The sequence below is a fragment of the Terriglobia bacterium genome, from assembly GCA_020073085.1.
In the GTDB taxonomy this organism is placed as follows: Bacteria; Acidobacteriota; Terriglobia; order JAIQFV01; family JAIQFV01; genus JAIQFV01.
In genome coordinates this window covers 15,590-36,963 of record JAIQFV010000040.1, presented here as the reverse complement: position 1 = coordinate 36,963, position 21,374 = coordinate 15,590, and the positions used below count along the sequence as shown (strand labels likewise).

The following is a 21,374-nucleotide window of genomic DNA, read 5'->3' as shown; positions in this document are numbered from 1 at the left end:
GGAACACGCCCGAATGGAATTGGTCAAGAATCCCGGTTACGGTTCATCCCCACGCGCGTGGGGAACACATTGTTGTGCTCATTGTCCGAACAGATGAAATCGGTTCATCCCCACGCGCGTGGGGAACACGACCTTCGTCCCGCCATGACGTATAAACCCGCCGGTTCATCCCCACGCGCGTGGGGAACACGCTTCAGCGCCGCTCGCCTCGATTGCGCGGATCGGTTCATCCCCACGCGCGTGGGGAACACACTTCCTCCAACCCACTGATTCGTGGGTGTCAGTTACCCAGGCCTGAAATTACCAACGTTTTGTGACCAAGAAAGACCATTGCAGCCTAATTCTGAGCCTCGCCTTTTTTTTCGGGCTCCAGGGGCAAAAACGACACCAATTTGACGCCATCCATCTCACAAGGGATGCGTCGGTTCTTTCCCAAAGTCAGGAAGTCGAATCCCGACTCTGTCCGTGCGGACCAAATCATAACTGCGTTTCCTTCTTCAATGCCGTCCTCCACCTGCTTCCAGACATAGTCCCTGACTCGAACCGAATAATCTCCCACGTAAACGCCGGGGCGGATTTCCAATAGCCAAATTGCGAGGCGTCCCCGCAAGCGAGGAGGCGCGTTTTCAACCACGATGACCAGCATCGCCCAGACCCTCCGGATTGGGAATGGCCGGAGGGATCGATTCCTCGGTGGGTTCAGGAGGAGTCAATTCTCCGGCGGCCAGGATTTCTTCAATGGTTGGAATGATCTTTTCCAACAAGTGGCTTTCTCGAAAACTATCGCGGCAGCCCAGTCGGACCATCTGTTCCGCGTTCTCAGGCTTCTTGGCGGCAGTGCGAAAGGCCACCGGTACCACGGTGTCGAATTTGAAGATGTCGGCAACATCGTATACGAACGATAGCGGCTTACCCGTGTGAATGAAGCCCACAGCAGGCGCATACCCGGCTGCCAGCACAGCGGCCTCAGTAATTCCATACAGGCAAGCCGCAGCGGAGCTCAGGCAGCGGTTAGGTAAATCGCCACTCCCCCACTCGGTCGCATCGTATTCACGCGACTTCCATTCCACTCCGTATTTTCGGGCCAGTAGATGATAGGTTTCGCGGACACGCGCCCCTTCGATGCCGCGCAACTGCTCAATGCTGCGGCGGCTGGGCGGCTCTTCTCCAAAACGCATCGCGTACATTTTGCGTACCACCTTGAGACGAGCGTCGTCATCGAGTGCCAGTCGCGCTTGATACAGCAATCGGTCCGACCGCGCTCCGCCGGGCTGTCCAGACGAATACAATCGCACACCAGCTTCGCCCACCCAGACAAGCAGTGTCCCCACGCGTGCCGCGAGGACCGCCGCCGCATGAGACACGCGCGTGCCAGGTTCCAGTAGGAGACAGGCCACCCCGCCGATGGGCAAATGCGTTCGCACTCCGTTCTTGTCCACCAAAACAAACGCGCCGTCCAAGACGTCGAGATTTCCCTTCTCAACAAACAGGATGGAAAGGCGCTCTTTGATGGGAATGGGTTTGAGAGGCGGGAGCATGGAATCATCAGGTGGAGCAGCTTGCCGTTAATTCCTTTCGAAAATTCTAGCCATGACTTCTTCTTTTGAAATTTTTTGACGGGCGGCGACCTCAGAAAGAATCGCCGCCAGGGTGCCCACACGCAACGGGTGGTGCGCGGGAATTGTCAAGTGGTGTTGGCTGGGAAGGGCACACGTCAAACGAATATGACTGCCGGTCTGACGGGTGACGTGGTAACCCAGCCGTCCCAGAACTTTGGCCAACTCTTCGCCGGAGATGTCCCGAGGGAGTTTCACAGGGCGATGACTTCTTCCCGCACAAAGTGCAGGCGGATGACTTTGGGTGAGGCTGCATTATCGAAATGACAATTCACTGCGTCCCGGACTTGCCGGTGCAAGGACTCGATGTCGTCCGCCTCCGTGAAGATGGACTCTCCGAGGGCGCGCGCCACAAAGCCTCCTTCGGGCGCCTCTTCGACCAAAAAAATGATTTCCTTCATCCCAGAACCTCCGGTTTCTTGGTTTCTCATCATATCATTTGGGATAGATGGCCGACTAGCAGTAACAGGTGGTCAGGCACCTACATTCTACCTATTCGTCTGATGCGTCACCCGGTAAAGAACGCAGCACGCGATGGATGCCAAAGAAATCCTCGTTAATTGAAATGATGAGCGTCAGATCTCTGCAATCGTGAAATGGTAGTTTGTTATTGTCAAGACAAGGAACTTTCTTGACTGATTGCCATATGCAGAGATCTGACACTCAAAATGAGCCAACAATTGGAATCTGCTTATCGTTTGGAATTTGGATTTCTTTGGATTTTGGCCTTTGGGATTTGGAATCTCCGCTTCGGCCAATCCTCCCGCCCGCGTTAGTTCTTCCCTTCGCCAACTATATTCCCCTTGAATTCCGTTCTAGCGAGTCCTACACTTCTTACCGGCCAGGCGACCCCCAGGTCGGGCCCCACTTCTAGATGCGGTGATTGGCTGGCCGTTGTCGCTCACCTGTGTTTCTTTGTTGCCATTCCAGGACGGATTGACCCTTTCCCTTTGGAGGCTTCATGAATATCAGCAGGGCCCTTTTCTCTTTCTTTTTCATCTGTAGTACCTGTTTTGCGGCAGATAAAGAAAAACCTCGTGTATTTGTGACCGACAGCAAATCATGGGAAATTGCTGGAGGATTTGGAGGCACCAGCAACGGGTTCGGTGGTGCGGTCAAGGGCGGTGCTCGCCCCCAAACCGCTGAGATCATCAAAACTTTTGGCGAGCGTTGTCCGGGCGTCACTGTCAACATGAAGCAGGAGAAAGCTGACTACATAGTGCTGCTCGATCACGAAGGAGGCAAGGGCTACGCGCTAAAGGACAACAAATTCGCCGTTTTCAACAAGGACGGCGACTCCATCGCCAGCGGATCCACACGAAGCCTGGGCAACGCCGTCAAAGATGCCTGCGCGGCCATCATTAAGGATCTTGCTGTGAGGACAGAGAAAGAAAATTGAGGAATAGCGTTAGGTGGAGACGCCAACAGGATGGGATTAGGGCGAGGCGATATCACATGATCGCTGTCGATTACTCCAAGTGGGTACAACTTGGCTACAAGATCCTCACTTTCATCGTGACGATTGGTGGGATTACTTATTTGATCGAATTAATGAGGAAGCGTGCTCGTATAGAAATAAACTCTTTCGATGAGGGGCTAATTAATTTTAGCAGCCAGTCAGTCACGCCGATCAGATTTGAGGCTGAGAACCTTGCCGACAGTCCGAATTCTTTGAGGAGTGTAATTCAACTCAGCGGCTTCGATCCGGTCAGAAGAACATGGTGCAAATTCGAATATACAATCAACTCTGGGAATCGTTCTTTAGCCCCCCGAAATCCCACCTCATTCGACGCCTTGGCGCAATACGATGAGCGTCTCATTCTTCTACTCTTCAAAACATATATCGTAAGACCAACAAAGGGGCGTCCCAAGCGGGTTAGGGTTTCGTTTTCCCGTAGTCGCCGTATTTCACTTGTGCGTTTCGCGGTTGCGTTTGTCCGTTACCGCTTATTTGGGTGGATTCCCCAAGAATGAAAAGAGAAGAGGATGGAAGCAGATTCCATCGGGACATTAGACAAGTGGGGGTCGCTAGAACAGTGACTTGTTGTGTCAGTTCTGTATAACCGGCAGGGCCCGCAGAGATGAGCCGAATTTTGGGTCAGACCTTTCCATTCGATCTGATGCCCCCAAAACAACCACCTGTCGGAGCGTCCTGCCTCATAGTGGTGTTGAGACATACACATTTCTAAGTGTTTGGGAACTCAAGTACGGCGATTGTCACTGAAATTAACCAAACAAGCCCATGACAGACATAGTTCAGAGAGCTCTCCTCGCCAAACGTGAGTCAAAGCGCATCGAATTTAAGCAAGGGTTCGATACAAATTCACTTGGAGAATGGTTGGAGGTCATTAAGGATATGGTAGCCATGGCCAATTCCGGCGGGGGGATCATTGTTTTTGGCCTCGACAATGTCGGGCGGCCGAGCAAGGCCTCTCTCGGACCGCTGGCAATCATCGACTCCGCCGACATCGGCAATAAGATTTCGAAATACACTGGACCTGCTGATCTTGAGTTTGACATTCGCGAGCTAAGGAAACGCTCTCAAACTCTAATCGCGTTTGTCATACAGGGCGTTCCAGTCCCTCTCGTGTTTCAAAGGCCTGGCACATATGAAATCAGCCCTGGTAAGCAAAAGACTGCATTTAGCGTTGGGACTGTCTATTTTCGACACGGGGCAAAAAGCGAGCCTGGTAATAGCGAGGACCTACGGTTGGTAATCGAGAGGCGAGTCGACATCATACGTAAATCTTGGATTAAAGATGTTAGGAAAGTTGTTCAGGCACCACGCGGCTCGCGGGTCATAACCGTCCAGCCCGTCGGCGGGTCGAGATTATCTTCATCCCTTGTGACCACTGTCCGAGCAGTAAATGATCCTAAAGCTACCCCAGTACTACTCACTAGGGACCCAAAGAGAGCTGCGGGCACTTTTGTCCATGAGGAGGTCTCAGAAGCCATCTTCGATGAAATCAACAATGTTATTGACGCTAACCGCGCCCTCGCAAGAGGGCAACACCACTTCTTCCTTGGACAGCCGGTGTACTTCCGAATTTACGCAGAAAGACATCATGTCAGACAGAGCGACGCTGATGTCGCACTTCTGTTTCGTAGCGCCGTGTGTGATTTCTATGCGCCCTCAGTATTCTGGATATTAAAACTACCCGACAGAATGGTTGCTCAGACACTTGCGGAACTTTATGCTCGGTCGTTAAATCCACAAATCCATTGTCTAATGCGAGTGGCAGTCCTCCTTGGGCGCGAATTCTGTGAATGGCTGCAAGAAAGGTGGAACCGGAAGTGGGGACACCACGCACAGCCGCCATCGTTCTATTGGACATTTAAGGATATGTTGTCGAAAATGGTGACTGTTGACCCCCTGGTCGTAGCTGCGCGTATTACTCCTAAGTTGCTGGCTGGAGCTCAGGGTGAGGCAGTTGTGAATGTGAAAGAACTCATAGACAGGCCGGAGCAAGCAGCGGCTTTACTCTCAAAAGTATGTATACGGGTGTTCGAGGGTGAGACCAATTTGCGATCAACTGCTCGGAGTCTTGATTACTTAGCATACGGAGCTGAGATGCGTGCGCGCGGCCCTAATATCGCAGGTGCGATGTTCAAAGCCGTCGGAGACCAAGAAGCCGGAAACGTAACCGACAGTGCCGAGGGCCATGTCTCTGCAAACGGGGTCTAGCGATACAGCCAAAGATGATGACGGGTCAGCCCGGGGCATTTGGCAAATGGGAGTCCTTGGAATATTGGAGATACAACGTTGGCTGTCCATGAATGTGAGAGCGCGCGGTGATTTCTTGCTGACGACAATTCCAATTGCCGATTTTAAGCAGACAGCGCCCTTTCCAATAGTTCTTCCCCAGATGGCTGATGGCGGAGGTAATCGTATACAGTTTATTCAATTGGGTACGTCAGGGAGCGGCAACTCGACTCTCAATTATTATGGAGACAATGGTTCGACCCTCTCCCTTTCCAAGATTGCGCTTGGAATTTCTGAAAGCTGGAATGGCGCGGCCGATGTGGGTGAAGTATTCCTTCAAGAGGAAAAGATCAAACTCATCGTGGAATGAAGTGCTGCCGCGATGATTCCTATTAATGGCTTGTCTCTGAAAGAAGGATTTTGGAAGATAGAAGGATCCACCATCTGAACTTCCACACCGCGTCTTGGGACGGCAGCCTTTCTTTGTTGCCCCGACCAATAAGTGAGGGAGAAGGGGCAGGCCTTCTCAATTTTCATTCTCGCTAATTCTCGTCAAACACACAAGGAATAAGCCGCTGATCGCAGCAACCAAAGTGAAGGGTGAAAAAGAACTGACGCAAGTGATGTGCTTCGATCTTCACTATGATATCTGGCATTGGTGCTGGCAGGGTCAATAGAACGAACCATTAGCGTCGTAGGAGGTCGATGTTTACCTGGAATTCAGCCGATCACAGTAGTGAAGAAAACCATCTCTGGTTGTTCGCAAGGGCGATCGAATGGGCAGATTGGCCACTGTTCGCCTTACAATCTGTGGCACCTTTCCTGTTATTGGTTTTACCCGTGTATGTCGTGATTGTTGCCATCGTGTGTTTGAATTGCTTGTGGTGGCTCATTCGCTACAGAACGATGAGTTTGTTGCTGGTGGACCTCGGAGTAATCTTAATAAGAATCAAATGGATATGCTGCATTGGGTTGAGCGTTTACGACCTGATGCGGGGTTGGTACGCCACTGCAGTTATCACAGCCCTCTGGCCCGTTCTCACTTTCCTTATAGGCCTTGTTCTCCCTTCAAAGGCTGACTATGGCAGGCTTCGGGACCTCATCCTCCGAGATCTCGTGACGCGAGAAGTTCTAAATTTAGCTCAAGAGAAAGGCGAGAGTACCGAGGAAAGTAATAATAAAGGCGCCTTTAACATCTTGGCGTCTCTTCCTGAGTGGGATAAAGTACCCTCCTCCATTGTCGAGGTGATCGCACACAGGATTGGCTCAGCGCGAAATGCTAGGGAGCTTATCAACATTTGCCGGGGAAGTGGGATACTTGAAAAAATGGCTTTGATCCTTAAAGAAAAAGCCGATGACGTCGAATGGGCGTGCGGGCTCGTATCGGGTGTGGTACTAGGCGGCTTTGCTATTTCTTTGGGAAAGCAAGGCGACTTGAAAACCGCAAAAAGTCTAATTGAATTTGCAGTGTTGATTAAACCGAATGATGTGACCAGTTGGTACCGACTTGCTCTTATAAATGCTCAGCTTGGCAATTATCAAGCAGCAGAGCATTGGGCTGACAAGGTTCTGGCGTTTAAGCCAAATGCCGAGGGTAATGATTTGTGGGAGAAGGCGATGGCCTCAGCCACATCTCACACTCACGAAGAGGAAGAAGAGACTGCCGTCCTGTTTGGAGATCCCAATATTGTCGGTAGTTGGGAAAAGATGATGAAAGCAACTCGAATCCTCAAAGAGACTTGTCGAAACCAGTGAGGAAGATAATGGCCCGATCTGCCCCACCAATGGTGTAACAGTCTCTTGACGGACGGAGGTGAGAATTGCGTCAAGAAGAAATCAAAGCTCTTAGTGTACCTTATTCAATCGAGGATGGAGCGGAGGACAGGTTCTACTCTTCTATTGGCGCAGATGTCCCAAGCGCAGCGAAATTATCCAATGAGATACTTGGTGACCTTGATAACAGCTCTCTCGGAATCTCATGGTGGGGGTCTTTGCCAACCCAGGAAAGGATACTAATCAGCGACTATTCGTATCAATGTGCCACTGGCATTGAAGTGAATTTAGCGGAGGCCAAACTTCATTATTTGGAGTGGCTGGACGCCAGAGAAAGGGACAACAAGCGAATTGCAGACGTGATTTCGAGGGATGCAAGCGGTCAGTTAAGCTGCAAGATGCCTCCTTCTCGATCACCGCTGGATGACTTACCAAGCCGCCTGGAAGCAGTGCACGTCTGTGGCTTCTTCCGAGCCATCGGTTCATCATTAGATTGCCTTGGCGCGATGATGATTAGTGTGCTGGGATTATCGACTCCACTGCGGCGCACTGACATTGGCAAGGCCGAAAATGCACTGTCTAGGATTGTTGATTCAAATACGGCCGGCTCTCGATTACAAATCGACTTTCGAACTTTCTACGAACAGGCAAGAAGATTATGCGGAGTCGAAGACTGGTTAGAGTGGGCCAACCAGTATCGCAACATGTTTGTCCATCGAGGACGACGAATTACTTATCATCGAATAATTCCTCGAGAGGCTCTTTTATTGGACGCGAAAGGTCAAATCATTCCTAGAGCAACATCGACATTCCATCTTGCGAAATGTCCAGACAGGTCAGAAATCGAAGCGTTTATTAAGAGCAAGGACATCCTTTTGGGGGAAGATGCTGACATTACACTAAAGGGTATATTCAAGAGCGGTAGAGATCTTCAAGAGAATATCTGCGAGAGACTATTGTCGATTTGGTGTGAGCGACGGAAGAGCCCTGCCATGATCGAACAGCCGATTGATCAATGGGATGCCAGAATTAGGCCGTGTAATTTTGATGGCTATGAGCCCAATTCACAGCATCACAGCGATACTCTGGCGGTGATCAATCCAGTTTTATCTCGCCGCATGAGATCAGCGTCGGTTGATGATGCTCATCGTAATTTGTGGGTTAGTTCCCCATGGAGCCAATAGGCAACGGACTAGAATTTCTTCTGTGTGCGAAAGGGTCAGATCGGGACGTTTGACAAATGAAAATTGCTGAGGGGGTGGCCAAGACCACCGACAGTGGCTCAATTTCGGGGTCGGGCACCGAGAGTCTTTGCCGCACACATCGCAAGAAGCGCGATGTATGCGCTACCCCGGCTACCGACCGCCCCACCGATGAATTGGTTTGAAATCTTTCGTGACTCGGTTTAAGTTATTCCCCTCGGTCCACAAGTGTCTCAACCCCCGGGGACGATGCAATCCCGGAGTTTCCTTCAAAGAGGATGCAACCATGCCTGCACAAAAGTTTCCCGAATCTGAAGTCGAAGCGAAAGAAATGAAGTTTAAGTCCGAAGGGTTGGAACTGGGAGGTTATCTGGCCCAACCTAAAACGAGTCAGGCCCTTCCGGGGCTACTTCTGATTCATGAGTGGTGGGGACTCAATGATCACATCAAGGATGTGGCGCGGCGCTATGCCCGCGAGGGTTTTGTGACGCTGGCGGTCGATCTTTATGGCGGCCGTGTGGCCAAAGATGCGGACCAGGCATCTCGCTGGATGGGTGAATTGAAACCGGAGGCCGGGGTCCGGTCCATCCGGGCAGCCTTCTCGTATCTGCACCCACAGCCCTATGTGAAATCAGGTCGCATCGGCATCACCGGGTTCTGCATGGGAGGGAGCTTCACTTTGCTCGGGGCTTGTCACATCCCTGAAATGAAAGCGGCTGCCCCTTTCTATGGCGATATCCCGGATCCCGATGATCCCATCAAGAATATTCGCTGCCCGCTTCTATTCATCGGGGCGGAGAAAGACGCCTGGATAACGGTCGACAAGATGAACCGCCTCAAGACTGCTATTCAAAAGTATGGTCTCGCGGGCGAAGTGCATGTCTATCCGGGCGCTCAGCACGCCTTTTTCAACAACACGCGTCCGGATGTGTACAATGTCGATGCGGCCGCGGATGCCTGGGGGCGCGTAACCGGTTTCCTCCATCAGCACCTCGATTGAGGCAGGGGTTGGCCACTGGAAGGCATCAGGCTGACGGACCTTGGGCCTGTCATTGGCGGGTTCCAAAGATGCCGCTGGCTCCAGGAAGAACGCGCCGCCGGTCATCCTTCCAGAGACTTTCGGATTGACAGTCCCCATTGATTCGGCTAATTTCGAAAGGTTTGTCTCGTCTTCATATCCTTCCTGAGGAGTGTCACCCCAATATGCATTTGCTGAAAGCCGAAAACATTCAGGAACTGATCGGCCATACTCCCATCCTCCACCTCAAAAACATCTGTGAGGGCCCTGCGGCTGAGATTTGGGCAAAGATCGAATTCTTCAATCCCGGTGGATCCATCAAGGATCGAACAGCGGTCGGGCTGATCCAGGATGCAGAAGAAAAACGACGGCTGACCCCCGGAGGAACGATCATTGAGCCTACAGCCGGCAACACCGGGGTGGGGCTGGCCTTGATTGGCGTCAAGCGGGGCTACCGGGTGATTCTGATTGTTCCCGAAGGCTACAGCCAGGAAAAAATGACACTGATGCGGGCGTTGGGCGGCGAGGTGGTGACAACCCCGCGGTCCGAAGGCATGGAGGCGGCCATACGCAAGGCCTTTGAATTGGCCAAGGATATCCCCGGATCTTTTGTCCCGCAACAATTCGAAAATCCTGCCAACCCTGAAGTCCACTATCAAACCACCGGTCCGGAAATCTTTCAGCAGATGGGAGGGGCGATTGATGCCATTGCCATCGGGGCGGGCACGGGAGGCACCTTTACGGGGGTGGCGCGTTTTCTGAAAGAGAAGATCCCTTCTCTTCACGCCGCGGTCGTGGAGCCCGAAGGGTCGATCTTTGCCGGGGGGAAGCCGGGGCCGCATAAGGTGGAAGGGATCGGCAACAGTTTTATCCCAAAAACTCTCGAACTTGCCCTCGCCAACGAGGTGATCACCGTGGCAGACTGTGATTCCCTGGCCACGGTCAAGCGGCTGGCAGAGCGCGAGGGGGTGCTGGCGGGCGGGTCGGGAGGGGCCAATATTTTCGCCGCCATCCAAATTGCCAGGCGCCTGGGTCCGCGGAAGAACGTCGTCACCCTCATTCCGGACAGCGGTGAGCGATACCTCAGCAAGAACATCTTCGGATAGCAATCCATCATTGCCACGGCGGGGACTCAGCGTCCCTTTCGTTCGGCCGATTCTTTCATTCTGACAAAGGAGTCTTTATGGGTTTTGATACCGACGCGATCCACGCGGGACAGATTCCCGATCCCTCCACGGGGGCAATCATCACCCCCATCTTCCAGACTTCGACCTACGTGCAGGAAGCCCTGGGCAAGCACAAAGGATTCGAATACGCGCGAACTCAGAACCCCACCCGTTTGGCCATCGAGCGGAACATCTGCGCCCTGGAAAGAGGTCTGGCCGCCTACGCCTTCGCTTCCGGGATGGCAGCCATCGACACGGTTCTGAAGCTTTTGATGGCGGGAGACCACGCGATTGTTTCGGACAACACGTATGGCGGCACTTTTCGGTTGTTCAACTTTGTCTTGAAAAATCTGGGATTGCAGTTCACGTATGTCGATACCTCCAACCTGGCGGCAGTCGAAGCCGCATTCCAGGAAAACACGCGGATGATTTTCGTGGAAACACCCACGAACCCCATCATGGGAATCACCGACCTTCGGGCCGTGGCCCGCCTGGCGCGGCGCCACAAGGTTCGTCTGGTCGTGGACAACACCTTCATGTCGCCGTACTTCCAGCGGCCGCTGGCTTTGGGGGCGGATATCGTCGTCCACTCCACAACCAAGTACTTGAATGGGCACAGCGATTCGGTCGGCGGGATGGTGGTCCTTCGCCATAAGGAAGATGCCGACCGGGTGCAATACCTGCAGAATGCGGTCGGGGCCATTCTCTCTCCGTTCGACTCCTGGCTCCTGCTGCGGGGGACCAAGACACTGGGCTTGCGCATGCGCCAGCACGACGCCAACGGTCGAAAAATTGCCGCGTTCCTTGAGAAGCATCCCAAGGTTAGGAAGGTGTATTATCCCGGGTTGAAATCACATCCGCAGCATGCCCTGGCGAGCCGGCAAATGTCGGGATTCGGGGGGATGATTGCGTTCGAAACCGGATCGATTTCCCGGGCCCGCAAGGTGCTCGGCGCAACCCGGCTGTTTGCCCTGGCGGAAAGCCTCGGGGGTGTTGAAAGCCTGATTTCGCACCCGGCCACGATGACGCATGCCAGTGTCCCCGCGGCGGAACGTCAGCGCCTGGGGATCACCGACGGGCTGGTGCGAATTTCGGTCGGCGTGGAAGACGTGAGGGACCTCAAAGAGGATTTGAGGAGCGCACTGGGAAAGATTTAGGGAGCTGGCAGAGTTCCGAAGTCCCGGAGACTTCAGAAGTCCGATGCCGGATAGTCCTACTCGGGCACGGATTGCTCGATCCAGTTCAGGTAATTGGCCGATCCTTCGACAATGGGCATTGCGATCACCTCCGGCACTTCATAGCTGTGCAGGGATTCAATGCATTTGCGAAGATCGTCGAATCGCGCCCGGCGGGTTTTGATCACCAGCAGGAACTCCTCATCGGTCTCGAGTGCATCCTTCCATCGATACACGGAAGTGATCTTCGGAATGATATTCACGCACGCGGCCAGCCGTTTCTCAACCACCGCGCGGGCGATCTTTTTGGCTTCGGAGATTTTTCCCGTCGTCACAATAACGATGATTTTGTCAGTCACTTTGGCCTCCAGCCCCGTAACCACAGAGCGCTCACCCGGGCAGGGAGAACATGATGGAAATCAAATTTGGGACCTCGGGATGGCGGGCGGTCATCGCCGAGGAGTTCACTTTTGCTAATGTGCGGCGTGTCGTGGAAGCGATTGCGCGATATGTCGAATCTTCCAGCCATCCCCTCTACAAGAAGGGGGGTCCGGGCGGCGGTTCCGGCCCCCCCATCCTGGTCGGTTATGATACCCGGTTTCTTTCCCGCTCATTTGCCGAGGAGGCGGCGCGCATTTTCCTGGCGCACGGGTTTGAGGTCCATCTCTGCAATGCTCCCACGCCCACCCCGACGATAGCATACGAAATCCTCAAGAACAAGCGACGGCCCCTGGCGGGAGCGGTGAATGTGACGGCCAGCCACAACCCCCCGCAGTACAACGGCATCAAGTTCTCTTCATCGGATGGCGCCCCGGCGTTGCCCGAGGTGACTCGCGCCATCGAAGCGCTGCTTCAGGGACTCAATGACTCGGACGTGAAGCAGACGGCAACCCTGGATCATCCTCGACTGAAAACGGTGAGTCTTGATAAGGACTATGTGGAGCGGATCGCTGAACTCATCGATTTGGCCGCGATTCGACGCGCCAAATTGCGGTTGGCATACGATCCCCAATACGGCACGGGCGCAGCTATCGTCAGCCGCATCGCGAAGGAATTCAGGATTCCGATCACGATGATCCATACGCATCCCGATCCTTCCTTTGGCGGTCACGCTCCCGATCCCTCCGAAGAGCATCTCATGGAACTGAAGCGCGAGATGAGAAGGCAGCACGCGGCCCTGGGTTTGTCTACGGATGGCGATGCCGATCGCTTTGGGGTCTTGGATCGGGATGGAACTTTTATTTCTCCCAACGAGACCATCGCCCTTGCTTTCGACTACCTCGTCGCTGAGCGTCATTTCCCGGGCGGAGTGTGCCGTTCCGTGGCAACCACGCACCTGATTGACTCGGTGGCCGCCTATCACCACCGCGAAGTTTTTGAGACACCCGTCGGATTCAAGTATGTGGGGGAATTGATCAAACAGGACAAGATCGTCATTGGCGGCGAGGAAAGCGCCGGGCTTTCCATCCGCGGTCACGTTCCTGAAAAGGACGGCATCCTGGCCTGCCTGTTGGCGTCCGAGATGGTGGCCGTGCGCGGAAAGTCCCTGAAACAACAACGGCAGGAGCTCTTCAAAAGGGTCGGCGCGTTTTACAATGTCCGTGTCAATGTGCCGGTCGATCCCAGCAAGGGGAACGAAATCCAGAAAAGGATTGAAAATCTGCCGGTGCTGCTGAATAATCTCAAGCAGGGGTCGAAAGTTGAGCGCGAGAACAATCTGGACGGCAAGAAAGTGATTTTCGTGGATGGCTCCTGGGTGCTCATCCGGCTTTCGGGTACCGAGCCTGTCGCCCGTCTCTATTGTGAGGCGAGGACGGAGGCCCAGCTCAAAAGGCTGCGCCAGGGAGTGGAGCGGTTGTTGAAAAGCCCCTGAGAAAATAGGCCGGTGGAACGGCTTCGCGACATGCCCTTTCCGGGTTTCATTGATCCGATGAAGACTGATCGATTGAGAGGGGGAGGCTTGAAGTTACAATTCCGGTGGTCCTGGACCCGCCGCGACCTGCTGTCATTCAAGCATGCATAAATGAGAATTCGATTGAGCCTGGGTAATTCAAGGCGCCAAAGCAGGCGCCCGATTCACAGGGCGCGGACCGGGTTTCCCTGGGACATGCTGAGCCACCCGAGACGACTGGTATCTGCCGCTGTGGTGATACTCTCCATTTTGATTTTGTTAAGCGCCGTCTTTGGTCAACACGGCTATATGGCTCTGCGAAAGCAGCAGGAGGAATTGAAGCAGGCGGAGCAGGAGAGGGAACGCGCCAGGGCGGAACAGTTGCGACTGAAGAAGGAACTGGACGAATTGCGAAGCCCGCAGGGGATCGAGCGCGTCGCCCGCGAGGAAATCAAATTGGCCAAGCCGGGTGAGATCATCGTCACCCTTCCGGATTCGAAAGGGACCGCAACCCCGGGCGATCAAAACTCAAAACCGAAAGATCCGTCCAACAATCCTCAAGGCGCAAATCGTAAAGAAACCCCCAAAGACCGATAGGCCTCCCTCCTGGAGTCCTTTCTCCTCCTCGGTAGAGAGATCATCATTGTTGACGAGCACGCTCCTGAATGATGCCGCTCGCCTTCGTCAGAATGCGCCCTGAGTCTCAAAAAGCTGACGCTCCCAGAAAAGCGGGTTTGGATGACAAACCCGCTTCCCGGCAATCATCGATCGAGATGTTGAAGCCTCTCACTGTCGAGGCGGCATTCTGGGGAGGTTCATCTTTTGCGGTTGTTCCGTAATTTTGGTATGGGCGTCCGTGATGGTTCGGATCAGCTCCGTGGTATAGGTGCCGTCAGCCGTCTTGGTGATGCCTTTGACCAGGGCGTTCGGGTAAACGTCCATATTGACCCAGCTCTCCGTGGTGCCCCATTGTGTCACGCTTTGCCAATGGGTGCAGCTCTTGGGACCGGCCTTGGTCATGACCGTTTCGGTGCCCAGATTCTTTCCCATCATTTTTTCGTTGGTGCTCAGGCCTTTGGTGACCCCTTCATTCATGTGCGACATCATCGCCTCGGGCATTTCCATGGCGCCCATCTGGGGACTCTTCATGATCATGCGGTAGACGTGAACTTTCTCTCCCTGGGTCGCCATCAAGTACTTCATGACTGAGCCGGTGCTTGCACCTCCGGTAAAAGAGATCTCCATCCAATAGGCAGGAGTACCCCCCACGTTTTCCTGGCCCACGACCGAAATCTCCATCTCGCTTTTCTGGCCCTTGGGATCAGTCACTTCATACACCGCGCCGGCGCCGACCTTGGGGTGAAACAATCCGGCGATGGACGGCCCTCGCATCGCCCCCATCTGGGCGAACGAAACGGTGGAGCCGATGAGCACGGCCATCGTGAATATCACCATCAAAAAAAAGGCAAGACGCTTCCATGCAAACAGCATAGTTCCTCCTCGGTAGAATGGGCGCTGGGAGCTGTCCCAGTGCAGAGTATTAGTTCTTGGGTAATCTGCTTCGAACAACCCTCCCGGCGGCTAGCGCAACGCCTCGTCGATTTCCCGGAAGTAGTCCTTTTTGACCAACACCTCGCGTGGTTTACTCCCATCGGCCGGACCGACGATGCCGTCCCGCTCCATCATGTCGATCAGGCGGGCGGCGCGGCTGTATCCAATGCGCAATCGACGTTGCAGGGTGGAGGTGGAGGCCTTGCCTTGCTCCACCACCAGGCGCACCGCGTCATCATACATCTCGTCCTTTTCGCCCATCGCTTCTTCCAGTTCCTTCTTTTCCTTTGGGTCCTCAATCAAAGTATCGTCATAATGGGGTTCCCCTTGTTTACGCAAGTGCTCCGTGACCGCCGTAATCTCGGGTTCGGTGACCAGAGCCCCATGCACCCGCACCAGCCGAGCCGAGCCTGGAGGCAGGAGCAGCATGTCTCCCTTGCCGAGAAGCTGTTCCGCCCCGTTGCAATCCAGGATGGTGCGCGAGTCCACTTTCGAGGCGACCCGGAATGAGATTCGGCAGGGGAAATTCGATTTAATCAGGCCGGTGATGACATCCACCGACGGGCGCTGGGTGGCCAGGATGAGGTGAATGCCCACGGCGCGCGCCATCTGGGCGAGGCGCGTGATGGATTCTTCGACGTCCTTGGCAGCCGTCATCATCAGGTCCGCGAGTTCATCGATGACGATAACGATGTACGGCAGGGGCGTATGGTCGCCGTTCCCCGTGTCTCCCTCGAGCGCCGGGCTCGTCATCTCGCTTACGATTTTGTTGTATTGGTCAATATTCCGGCAGCCATGCTGGGCCAGGCGGCGATAACGGTTCTCCATCTCGCTCGTTATATTCTTCAAGATCCGAGATGCCACTTCGGGCTCTTCCACGACGGGTTGGAGGAGGTGAGGAATGCCGCGGTAAAGTCCCAACTCCAGACGCTTGGGGTCCACCAGGATCAGCTTCACCTCATCCGGACGGCACTTGCACAAAATGGAGATCAACATCGAATTGATCGCCACACTCTTGCCGGAGCCGGTCGATCCCGCGATCAGGAGATGGGGCATCTTGGCGAGGTCCTGCACCACAATCTCGCCGGTGGCGTCCTTTCCCAGACCCAGTGTCAACCGTGAGACGGAACTTTGAAATTCTTCGGATTCGAGGATGGTGCGAATCGCGATGGTTTCCCGCTGATGATTCGGCACTTCAATGCCCACGGTGGATTTTCCCGGCATGCGGTCGATCAGAACCGACTCCGCCTCCAGCGCGAGGCAGAGATCATCCTCAAGATTCGTGATGCGGCTGTATTTGACCCCCGCATCGGGCTTGAATTCAAACGTGGTAACGACCGGTCCCGGATGGACGTCCGTCACTTCCCCCTGGACATCGAACTCGGCGCATTTTTCTTTGACCTGCTTGGCCCGCGCTCTCACCTCTTCTTCGTCCACCTTGAGGTGCCGGGCCGCCTTGCTGAGCAGATCGAGCGGCGGCAACTGGAACTCCCCTTCCTCGACGGCGCGGCGCTCGGACGCTTCGGGGCTCTCCCTTTGAGCCGTCGCCTTTCGTTTTCGACGCCGAAACAGCGGCCGCGGCCCCTCTCGAGACTCCTCCGTCTCCTCTTCGACCATCGGCTCTTCAGAAACGCGCGGCAGCTTGTTGTTGATCACCGGTTCCTTCTCCGGAATGTCGCCGCGCTCCATGGCCTCCCGTAATTTTTCCTTTTCACGGATGACCCGGCGATCATGCCACTCGCGAAATCGCTGTTTGAGACCGAGGAGATGCGCGTGAGTCCAGTCCATCAAGCGGTGCAGTGAAAATGAGGTGGTGATGTAAAGCGCGACCAGAAGCGTCGTCACCAGCACGATGAACCGACCGGCAGGATTGAACATGGTCTCAATCTGTTCCGCCAACAACTGCCCGACCAGCCCGCCGAAATTCGTCTTGAACCTCCACCGCAGAAAAAAGGTATCGGGGAGCGTCGCCGCCAGGGTCGAAATGGAAAAAATAAGGAGACACAGGCCAACGATTCTCAGAAGGGGCGTCTCGATGGCGGTGGACCGGAACCAGCGCCAACCAAACATTAAAAGGGCGATGGGCAACAGAAAAGAAGATAACCCCAGCGTCTGAAACAAGAGGTCGGCGGTATAAGACCCGACAATTCCAATGAAGTTTTCAGGCTTCGGGCTGAGATTCTGGCTCCCCATCCAGTTCAAAGAAGGGTCGGTGGGATGGTAGGAGACCAGGCTGAGCAGGGCAAGGATCGCCAGCGTGGCCAGGAGCAGACCGATGATTTCATTCAAGCGAGGGTGATGTTGAGTGGGCGATAGCAGAGACATAGAATCTTGAAAACAGTTCTCAGTTGTCAGTTCTCGGGAAACAGTTCCCAGTTCTCAGTTGTCAGTTCTCAGTTACTGCCCGGCTGGGAAAGTGAGGCACAATATCGCCAAGGTCAGGTGCTCTTCGGCTACAATCAATCTCTCGTCCCAGCCTTTACTGACAACTAGCAACTGAAGACTGGCGACTATTTTTTGAGAACTGAGAACTGACAACTTTTTCCTCTCATCTCATCAATCCAATAACCAGAATCAGGACCCCCAAACCGATTCGATACACCATGAAGGCATTCAACGAATGCTTTTCGTAAAACGACGTCAAGAACCGCAAGGTGATCCAGCCCGCCACGGCCGCGACGACGATGCCGACAGCGAACGGCATCCGCATTTCGGGGGGGATCCCGGTATGATGGACTTCCAGGGCCTTTTTGGCGGCGGCACCCGCTATGATGGGCGTGGAGAGGAGGAACGAGAAACGGGCGGCCGCGCCGCGGGTCAACCCGCGGAACAAGCCGGCGGTGATCGTAATCCCGGATCGTGAAACCCCGGGTATGAGCGCCACCGCCTGGAAGCAGCCGATGAAGATCGTGTCCCCGAACGTCATCGCGTGGATCTTTTTCTGCTGGGCGGCCCACCGTTCTGCAAAATACATCACCAGCGCCACCCCGATCAGTGACCCTGCAATGATATAGTATTGGCGCACCTCGTGCTCGAAATATTTTTCGAACAGCCCGCCGGCCAGCGCGGCCGGAATCGTGGCAATGACCATCCACCAGAGCAGCGTGCGGCGCTCCGCATAATCATGGTCGAAAACGGCTCTCCGAAGGCCGAACGCAGTCCCCAAAATATCGGTCCAGTCCCGCCAATAAAACGCCAGCAGGGCGATTAACGTCCCGAGGTGCAAAGCGACGTCAAAGGTCAACCCGGGGTCCTGCCAGTGCATCAGCCAGGGCACCAGCACCAAATGCGCCGTGGAACTGACCGGCAGGAACTCGGTCAGACCTTGAATGATCGCATAGACAATGACCTGTTCGATGGGCAAAGTTTCCCCTCCGGGAGGCAACGTCCACAGCCCAATCCGCCACAGCGGAAAAAGTCCAAACACTGCGACTGAAACCGCAATCTAAAATGCTCAATCCCAAATCTGAATTTGGGCGCTTTATATTTCCAGGATGACAGGCAGGACCATGGGTCGCTTTTGAGTCTGCTTGAAGAAGAATTTTTTCAGGTCTCGCGTGATTTTGTTCCGGATCACGGTTTGGTCAGTTTTTTCCTCAAGGCTCGAGCCTTCAATCGTTTTCAGGACAACCCCGCTGGCGTTCGTCATCAGCTCTTCGTTCTGGTCCATCATGATGAAGCCGCGGCTCACAATCTCGGGGGACCGCTCCAGCGCCCCGGTGTGCTTGTTGATGGCGATGATCGGGAGCACGATCCCATCCTCCGAAATGTGCCGCCGTTCGCGCATCACCACCTCGTCCACCTCTTCGAGAGAACCCTCGTCGATGCACACGCGTCCCACCGGCACCTTTTCCAGCAGCACGGCCTGGTCCGCCTCGATGACCAGATGGTCGCCCGACTCCATGACGATGATTTGATGGCTGACCGCCTGTGTCTCCTCGGCGAGTTGGGCATGCCGCATCAATTGCCGATATTCCCCGTGCACCGGGATGAAAAACTTGGGATGGATGGTCTGGATCATCCACTTCAGCTCCTCGGCACTGGCATGTCCCGACACGTGGATCGGGGGCTGCGAGCCGTCATCGTAATAGACCTCGGCGCCGCGCTTGTAGAGGTGATTGACCATGCGCAGAACCGATTTCTCATTCCCCGGGATCATGCGGGCCGAGATGATGACTGTGTCCTTCAACTCGATCTTGAAATATTTGTTTTCATCGACGGCAATGCGCGCCAGGGCCGCCATGGGCTCCCCCTGGCTGCCGGTCGCCACATAAACCATCCGCTCCCGCCGCAGGGCCTTTTCATAACCGGGTCGCACGCACAGGTTGAGATCGAAATGCAACAGCCCCATCTCAGTGGCGAGCTGATAAATCTGGGTCATCCCTCGCCCCAGGAAGGCGACCTGGCGATGAAACTTGTGCGCCGTGTCGAGCACAATCTGGAGGCGATGGAGCGATGTCGCGAAACACGAAACGACAATGGCGCCCTCGGCCTTCGAGAAAATTTCGTCGAAGCGCGCGTGAACGGCCCGCTCGGAGGGCGTGTTTCCGCTGCGTTCCACGTTGGTGGAGTCGGAGAACAGCGCCAGTACGCCCCGGCGTCCATACTCTTCAAAGCGCTCCGCATCAAAACACTTGTGGTCGATCGGGGTGGGATCAATCTTAAAATCGCCCGTGTGCACCAGGATTCCAGCGGGCGTCGTGATGGCCAGGGCCACGGCATCTACAATAGAGTGAGTCACCTGGATGAACTCGACTTCAAGTTCGCCCAGCGTGACCCGCTGCCGTGGTTCCACCTCCACCAGGTTCGTGGAGTCCAGCAACCCATGTTCTTCCAGGCGCTGCTTGACGAGCGCCAGGGTGAAGGAGGTGCCGTAGACCGGAACGTTCACTTCCGCCAGTACAAACGGAAGCGCCCCGATATGATCTTCGTGACCGTGCGTCAGCAGGATGGCCTGAATCTCGTCGCTGTGCTGTTTGAGGAAGGTAATGTCGGGAATGACGACATCCACGCCGAGCAATTCGTCATCCGGGAACATCAACCCGGCGTCGATGACCACGGCCGAGGAACCGTAGCGCACAAACATCATGTTCATGCCAAATTCGCCGAGGCCGCCGAGCGGAATGATTTCAACTTTTTGATTGGATATCAATGTCTAGTCCTGGGATAAAGTTAGGATCATCTGTTCTGAGGTCGAGGAGGGTGAGCGTTCAACTCCGATTCTGATCAGCCCTCTCCAGGTTATTTCCTTGGCCGATTCCACTGGATGTGGTTTCCCTTGAGTAAATTATCACAAGAGACCGCGATGCCGCAAGGTACGATAGAGCAGGGCGGTGGACTCGATCGGAACGTTTTCTGCACGGACCTTGAGGTCAAGGGAGCATTCCCTGAGAATTTCCTGCAGTTGCGCCGCGGTGTCGGGGGAATTCCTGACGATGAAGCGCTTCAGGTTGTTGAGCAAAGTCTTTCTCTTTTCGAGGAATATCTGTTGGGCAAATTTCAGAAACAGGGCGGTATCGTCGATCGCCAGGGAGTGGGCGCGGGGAGACATCACGAGACGAATCATGGAGGAGTGCACCCGCGGCGGTGGCGAAAAGGAGGACGGCGACACCTGAAAGAGCAGACCGGCCTGGCTGAAGAGCTGGGTGACCAGGGAAGCATAGCCGTAATCCTTGCTCGTGGGCGTCGCCGTAATACGCACCGCCAATTCGCGCTGGACCATCAGAGTGGCATCTCGAATCAGATCGGCGTACTCGAACAGATGGAAGAGGATCGGGGAACTGATGTAGTAAGGCAGATTGCCGACCACGCGGAGGCCCGGGCTGGCTTCGCCGGCGCCGACAAAATGGTGGAAGTCCACCTTCAGGACATCCTGCGCGATCACTTCAACGCGCTTTGAATCGAGAAAAGCCGCCTTGAGCGTCACCGCCCATTGCGGGTCCATTTCAATGGCCCAGAGTCTCTTGACATGCGGGGCAAGGGCCTCGGTGAGAAACCCGCGGCCGGCGCCGATCTCGACCACCGTATCGGAAGGTTGGAGACCCAGGCTGGAGACGACTTGATCGCGCACCCGCCGGTCTGTCAGGAAATGCTGGCCAAGCCGGGGACGAGCCGGGGTTCTGAATTTTTTCGCCATTGAAATTCATGATAACACAAAAGTTGATAATGCTCTTCGGCGCTGCCGAGAACCATTCACCTTGACAGTGCCCTTACCGTTCTGTACCTTACGTCGGCTTCGATATCCAGGCAACGGCAAGTGGGCAGAGAGGTTGAATCGGA

The 21,374-nt window shown here is 54.8% G+C and carries 22 protein-coding genes; 12 read left to right on the top strand and 10 right to left on the bottom strand.

Going from position 1 to position 21,374, the window contains the following annotated elements; genetic code table 11:
* Positions 1-337: 337 nt before the first annotated feature.
* The 4 genes from cas2 to LAO21_21780 are packed head-to-tail and all read right to left on the bottom strand — an operon-like array spanning position 338 to position 2,017.
* On the bottom strand, positions 338-646 hold the full coding sequence (gene cas2, locus LAO21_21795) for a type I-E CRISPR-associated endoribonuclease Cas2 (GenBank protein ID MBZ5555350.1): 309 nt from the start codon (positions 644-646) through the stop codon (positions 338-340).
* Positions 627-1,538 carry a type I-E CRISPR-associated endonuclease Cas1e gene (gene cas1e, locus LAO21_21790; protein ID MBZ5555349.1) on the bottom strand — a complete coding sequence of 304 codons (912 nt, stop codon included), beginning with the start codon at positions 1,536-1,538 and terminating at the stop codon, positions 627-629. Before cas1e ends, cas2 begins: the two co-directional genes overlap by 20 nt.
* Positions 1,539-1,565: 27 nt before the next feature.
* Positions 1,566-1,814 (bottom strand): type II toxin-antitoxin system HicA family toxin, encoded by a 249-nt coding sequence (locus LAO21_21785; GenBank protein ID MBZ5555348.1) that lies wholly within the window; start codon positions 1,812-1,814, stop codon positions 1,566-1,568.
* Positions 1,811-2,017, bottom strand: coding sequence for a 2-oxoisovalerate dehydrogenase (locus tag LAO21_21780; GenBank protein MBZ5555347.1), 207 nt, complete (start codon positions 2,015-2,017; stop codon positions 1,811-1,813). Before LAO21_21780 ends, LAO21_21785 begins: the two co-directional genes overlap by 4 nt.
* 560 nt (positions 2,018-2,577) lie before the next feature.
* Here LAO21_21780 and LAO21_21775 point away from each other — a divergent pair.
* From LAO21_21775 to LAO21_21730, 10 genes are all read left to right on the top strand, one after another.
* On the top strand, positions 2,578-3,015 hold the full coding sequence (locus LAO21_21775; protein MBZ5555346.1) for a hypothetical protein: 438 nt from the start codon (positions 2,578-2,580) through the stop codon (positions 3,013-3,015).
* Between the two features lie 56 nt (positions 3,016-3,071).
* Positions 3,072-3,590, top strand: coding sequence for a hypothetical protein (locus tag LAO21_21770; protein MBZ5555345.1), 519 nt, complete (start codon positions 3,072-3,074; stop codon positions 3,588-3,590).
* Positions 3,591-3,858: 268 nt separating this feature from the next.
* On the top strand, positions 3,859-5,301 hold the full coding sequence (locus tag LAO21_21765; GenBank protein ID MBZ5555344.1) for an ATP-binding protein: 1,443 nt from the start codon (positions 3,859-3,861) through the stop codon (positions 5,299-5,301).
* A complete protein-coding gene (locus tag LAO21_21760) occupies positions 5,279-5,689 on the top strand; it encodes a hypothetical protein (GenBank protein MBZ5555343.1) in 411 nt (136 codons plus the stop codon). The genes LAO21_21765 and LAO21_21760 overlap by 23 nt, the downstream gene beginning before the upstream one ends.
* A 335-nt stretch (positions 5,690-6,024) precedes the next feature.
* Positions 6,025-7,074, top strand: a complete 1,050-nt coding sequence (locus tag LAO21_21755) for a tetratricopeptide repeat protein (protein ID MBZ5555342.1) — start codon at positions 6,025-6,027, stop codon at positions 7,072-7,074.
* A gap of 65 nt (positions 7,075-7,139) precedes the next feature.
* Complete coding sequence (locus LAO21_21750) at positions 7,140-8,276, top strand: hypothetical protein (protein ID MBZ5555341.1); 1,137 nt, start codon at positions 7,140-7,142, stop codon at positions 8,274-8,276.
* A gap of 56 nt (positions 8,277-8,332) precedes the next feature.
* Positions 8,333-8,479, top strand: a complete 147-nt coding sequence (locus tag LAO21_21745; GenBank protein MBZ5555340.1) for a hypothetical protein — start codon at positions 8,333-8,335, stop codon at positions 8,477-8,479.
* Positions 8,480-8,580: 101 nt separating this feature from the next.
* Positions 8,581-9,294: a dienelactone hydrolase family protein gene (locus LAO21_21740; protein ID MBZ5555339.1), complete on the top strand. Its 714-nt coding sequence runs from the start codon at positions 8,581-8,583 to the stop codon at positions 9,292-9,294.
* 203 nt (positions 9,295-9,497) lie between these two features.
* Positions 9,498-10,418, top strand: a complete 921-nt coding sequence (gene cysK / locus LAO21_21735) for a cysteine synthase A (GenBank protein MBZ5555338.1) — start codon at positions 9,498-9,500, stop codon at positions 10,416-10,418.
* Between the two features lie 77 nt (positions 10,419-10,495).
* Entirely contained in the window at positions 10,496-11,635 is a 1,140-nt protein-coding gene (locus LAO21_21730) for a cystathionine gamma-synthase (GenBank protein MBZ5555337.1), read from the top strand.
* Positions 11,636-11,691: 56 nt separating this feature from the next.
* Here LAO21_21730 and LAO21_21725 read toward each other — a convergent pair whose 3' ends face one another.
* Complete coding sequence (locus tag LAO21_21725; protein MBZ5555336.1) at positions 11,692-12,012, bottom strand: divalent-cation tolerance protein CutA; 321 nt, start codon at positions 12,010-12,012, stop codon at positions 11,692-11,694.
* A gap of 50 nt (positions 12,013-12,062) precedes the next feature.
* Here LAO21_21725 and LAO21_21720 point away from each other — a divergent pair, with 50 nt between their 5' ends.
* The gene (locus tag LAO21_21720) at positions 12,063-13,526 is read left to right on the top strand and encodes a phosphoglucomutase/phosphomannomutase family protein (protein ID MBZ5555335.1); all 1,464 of its coding nucleotides are present in this window, start codon (positions 12,063-12,065) and stop codon (positions 13,524-13,526) included.
* Positions 13,527-13,760: 234 nt separating this feature from the next.
* On the top strand, positions 13,761-14,141 hold the full coding sequence (locus tag LAO21_21715; protein ID MBZ5555334.1) for a cell division protein FtsL: 381 nt from the start codon (positions 13,761-13,763) through the stop codon (positions 14,139-14,141).
* A gap of 189 nt (positions 14,142-14,330) precedes the next feature.
* Here LAO21_21715 and LAO21_21710 read toward each other — a convergent pair whose 3' ends face one another.
* The 5 genes from LAO21_21710 to rsmA form a co-directional block, all read right to left on the bottom strand.
* Positions 14,331-15,035 carry a hypothetical protein gene (locus LAO21_21710; GenBank protein ID MBZ5555333.1) on the bottom strand — a complete coding sequence of 235 codons (705 nt, stop codon included), beginning with the start codon at positions 15,033-15,035 and terminating at the stop codon, positions 14,331-14,333.
* 90 nt (positions 15,036-15,125) lie between these two features.
* Entirely contained in the window at positions 15,126-17,420 is a 2,295-nt protein-coding gene (locus LAO21_21705) for a DNA translocase FtsK (GenBank protein MBZ5555332.1), read from the bottom strand.
* 223 nt (positions 17,421-17,643) lie between these two features.
* Positions 17,644-18,459 (bottom strand): undecaprenyl-diphosphate phosphatase, encoded by an 816-nt coding sequence (locus LAO21_21700; GenBank protein MBZ5555331.1) that lies wholly within the window; start codon positions 18,457-18,459, stop codon positions 17,644-17,646.
* A gap of 117 nt (positions 18,460-18,576) precedes the next feature.
* Positions 18,577-20,244 (bottom strand): ribonuclease J, encoded by a 1,668-nt coding sequence (locus LAO21_21695; GenBank protein ID MBZ5555330.1) that lies wholly within the window; start codon positions 20,242-20,244, stop codon positions 18,577-18,579.
* A gap of 141 nt (positions 20,245-20,385) precedes the next feature.
* Positions 20,386-21,231, bottom strand: coding sequence for a 16S rRNA (adenine(1518)-N(6)/adenine(1519)-N(6))-dimethyltransferase RsmA (gene rsmA, locus LAO21_21690; protein MBZ5555329.1), 846 nt, complete (start codon positions 21,229-21,231; stop codon positions 20,386-20,388).
* Positions 21,232-21,374: the final 143 nt, after the last annotated feature.